The sequence below is a fragment of the Intrasporangium sp. genome (assembly GCF_035280925.1).
Taxonomy (GTDB): Bacteria; Actinomycetota; Actinomycetes; order Actinomycetales; family Dermatophilaceae; genus Intrasporangium.
On record NZ_DATEEY010000084.1, the window covers coordinates 1 to 3,167 of the forward strand.

The 3,167-nt window shown below is 67.4% G+C and carries 4 protein-coding genes and 1 tRNA gene; all 5 read left to right on the forward strand.

Annotated features, from left to right (window positions below; all coding sequences use genetic code 11):
* The first annotated feature begins 166 nt into the window (after positions 1–166).
* Positions 167–243: transfer RNA gene (locus tag VJN29_RS08870), tRNA-Met, on the forward strand.
* Between the two features lie 275 nt (positions 244–518).
* Positions 519–1,250 carry an SDR family NAD(P)-dependent oxidoreductase gene (locus tag VJN29_RS20365; RefSeq protein WP_414654334.1) on the forward strand — a complete coding sequence of 244 codons (732 nt, stop codon included), beginning with the start codon at positions 519–521 and terminating at the stop codon, positions 1,248–1,250.
* A 239-nt stretch (positions 1,251–1,489) separates the two neighbouring features.
* Positions 1,490–2,515: a zinc-dependent alcohol dehydrogenase family protein gene (locus tag VJN29_RS08875; protein WP_324143263.1), complete on the forward strand. Its 1,026-nt coding sequence runs from the start codon at positions 1,490–1,492 to the stop codon at positions 2,513–2,515.
* 20 nt (positions 2,516–2,535) lie between these two features.
* Positions 2,536–2,883 carry a nitroreductase family deazaflavin-dependent oxidoreductase gene (locus VJN29_RS08880; protein WP_324143264.1) on the forward strand — a complete coding sequence of 116 codons (348 nt, stop codon included), beginning with the start codon at positions 2,536–2,538 and terminating at the stop codon, positions 2,881–2,883.
* A gap of 144 nt (positions 2,884–3,027) precedes the next feature.
* A partial coding sequence (locus VJN29_RS20370) for a low temperature requirement protein A (protein WP_414654335.1) occupies positions 3,028–3,167 on the forward strand: 140 nt, incomplete at its 3' end.

Below are 3,167 nucleotides of genomic sequence, written 5' to 3' on the forward strand. Positions count from 1 at the left end.
AATACTCGACGTATGACCTGTTCCGGCAGCGCGACCGTGAACGGACGTTGACGCAGGCCATCGATTCGCTCCAGCGCGACGTCGATTCGCTCACCAGGCTGAAACGCCTGATCGAAACCGACCCGGCGACGCAGGAACGCATCGGCTGCTACCATGGATCTCGCGACGCGGGGTGGAGCAGTCTGGTAGCTCGTCGGGCTCATAACCCGAAGGTCGCGGGTTCAAATCCCGCCCCCGCCACCAACGAAATCCCAGGTCAGAGGCCCTTTTCCGATATTGGAGGAGGGCCTCTCTGGGGTCCAGGGGTCTGGTTTGTCAACGGTTTGTCAACGGACCGAGCGTTCGGTGGTCATGCCCGCACTTACCAAGGTGCTTCGCCCGTGGCTGACGAGCTAGAGATCGAGCAGCCTGAGGGCACTTCCGGCAGGGACTTCACGACGGCGCCGGACAACCAGTCCCCGGAAGCCCAGCACGACCTGTCGGTTATCGGTTCGTCGCTGCGACCCTCACCAGGGCCCATGCCGCGCGTGTTCGTGACCGGCTCCGCAGACGGCCTCGGGCGGTCGGCCGCACATGCGCTCCTCGACGAGGGGCACGAGGTCGTCATCCACGCTCGCAATTTGGATCGGCTGGCGACCATGGACGACCTGCTGGACCGCGGAGCCGCCGTCGTCGTCGGAGACCTGTCCGACCTCGACGAGACCCGCGACGTCGCCGACCAGGTCAACCGCCTCGGGTTGATCGACGCAGTGATCCACAACGCCGGCGTCTACGAGGGCCCGCAGGTCCTCCCTGTCAACGTCGTGGCTCCCTACCTGCTCACCGCGCTCATCGACCGCCCCAAGCGCCTCGTCTACCTGAGCAGCAGCATGCACCGCAGCGGTCGAGCGAACCTGACCGACATCGACTGGAGCGGGCGCCACACGACGCGCTCCTATTCAGACAGCAAGCTCTACGTCACCACGCTCGCCGCTGCCGTCGCCCGCGTCTGGACCCCGGTCTTCAGCAACGCGGTGGACCCTGGCTGGGTGCCGACGAGGATGGGTGGACCCGGCGCGCCCGACGATCTGCGGCTCGGCCACGTCACCCAAGTGTGGCTGGCCACCAGCGACGATCTTGACGCGCGGACCTCTGGCGGGTATTGGCATCACCAGCGCCGCTCCGAACCGGCGCCGCTGGTCCAAGACGAGCGGTTCCAGGATCAACTCCTCGAGGAGCTGGCTGAATACACCGCTGCGCGTCTCGTCTGACCTGCGGTAGTCGCCGAGCGGTGCGGGCGCCGTAGGCAGGAACAGCCGGATCGGGGGTGATCCCCGCTCGACGTGAGACGAGGAACTCGCGCACGCCGGTTCCTCGGATCACGCTTCCACCGTAGGGCCGGTGGGCGGGGGACGAGGCCCTGCAAGTACCCCTCACAACAGACCTTCCCGCACGTCCTCGGCAGCCGGTTCCATGGTCACCAACCCCCAGCAGACGAAAGGACCCCACCATGCGAGGAGCCATCCTCCACGCCCCCGGCGACGTCCGCCTCGAACAGCGTGACGACCCCACGATCATCGAACCGACCGATGCCGTCATCCGCCTCGCCGCCACCTGCATCTGCGGCTCCGACCTCTGGCCGTACCGCGGCCTCGAGCCCCTCGAGCAACCGATCCTCATGGGCCACGAGTACGTCGGCATCGTCGAAGCCGTCGGCGCAGACGTCAGGACGCTCGACGTCGGCGACTTCGTCGTCGGATCCTTCGCCATCTCCGACAACACCTGCGAGATCTGCCAGGCCGGCTACACCGGGCGTTGCGCCCACGGATCGTTCGTCCACGGCACCATCGGCACCCAGTCCGAGTACGCCCGCATCCCGCTGGCCGACGGCACCCTCGTCGCCACCCCCGGCCGGCCAGACGATCACCTGATCCCAGGTCTCCTCGCCGCGTCCGATGTCCTCGGTACCGGCTGGTTCGCAGCCGTGTCCGCCGAGGTCGGACCCGGCAAGACCGTCGCGGTCGTCGGCGACGGCGCCGTTGGCCTCATGGGCGTGCTCGCCGCCAAGCAGCTCGGTGCAGAGCGGATCATCGCGATGTCCCGCCACCCGGAACGCCAGGCGCTCGCCCGGTTCTACGGCGCGACCGACATCGTCGAGGAGCGCGGCGACGACGGCGTCGCCCGCGTCAAGGAGATCACCAATGGCCTCGGAGCGCACTCGGTGATCGAGGCCGTCGGCACCCAGGAGTCGATGATGCAGGCCATCCGATCAACTCGTCCCGGCGGGCACATGGGGTTCGTGGGCGTAACCCACGACACCCAGCTCCCCGGTGACGAGCTCTTCTTCAGCCAGGTCCACTTGGTCGGCGGGCCCGCATCAGTGCGACGGTTCCTCCCTCAGCTCATCGACCTCATCTGCAACGGCCAGATCGACCCGAGTCACGTCTTCGACCTCACCCTCCCACTCGACCAGGTTGCCGAGGGCTACCGAGCCATGGACGAGCGACGCGCCATCAAGACCCTCCTCACCCTCTGACACCAAAGGACCCGCCGCCCATGGCCGCAGACGACTACTGCTACGTAACAACCACCGGCCGACGGACCGGCCAACCCCACCGCATCGAGATCTGGTACGCCGCCGACGGACAGCACGTCTACCTGCTATCCGGCGGCGGCCGCCGATCCGACTGGGTGAAGAACATCCTCAACGACCCCGCTGTCACCGTCGAGATCGGAGACAAGACGCACCGCGGAGACGCCCGAGTCATCGTCGAGGACGCCGAGGCGAAGCGAGCCCGCACACTCGTGTACGAGAAGTACGCACCACGCTCTGGCGACGAGCTGACCGCTTGGCGAGACAGCGCCCTGCCAATCGCCATCAACGTCCCTGGGTTGGCCGCATAGAAGCCATCACTGGTGATGCCAGTCCGATCGCAATGGGCCCAACCACGCCCAGCCGACGAGACTTCCCGCGTCGATAGCCCCGGTTAGGCTCGGCGGATCGTCAGGGAACTGACCTCGCAGCCGACCACCGACCGCGGCGCGGTGGTGCGGCCACCGGTCCTCCGCACCAAGGAGACCGACGGCGAGCGACGAGCGACGTGGACGGAGTTGTTCTTCGACCTGGTCTTCGTCGCCGCGGTCAGCCGGACGAGCCAGATCCTCGCCGACGAGCCGTCCCGCGTCGG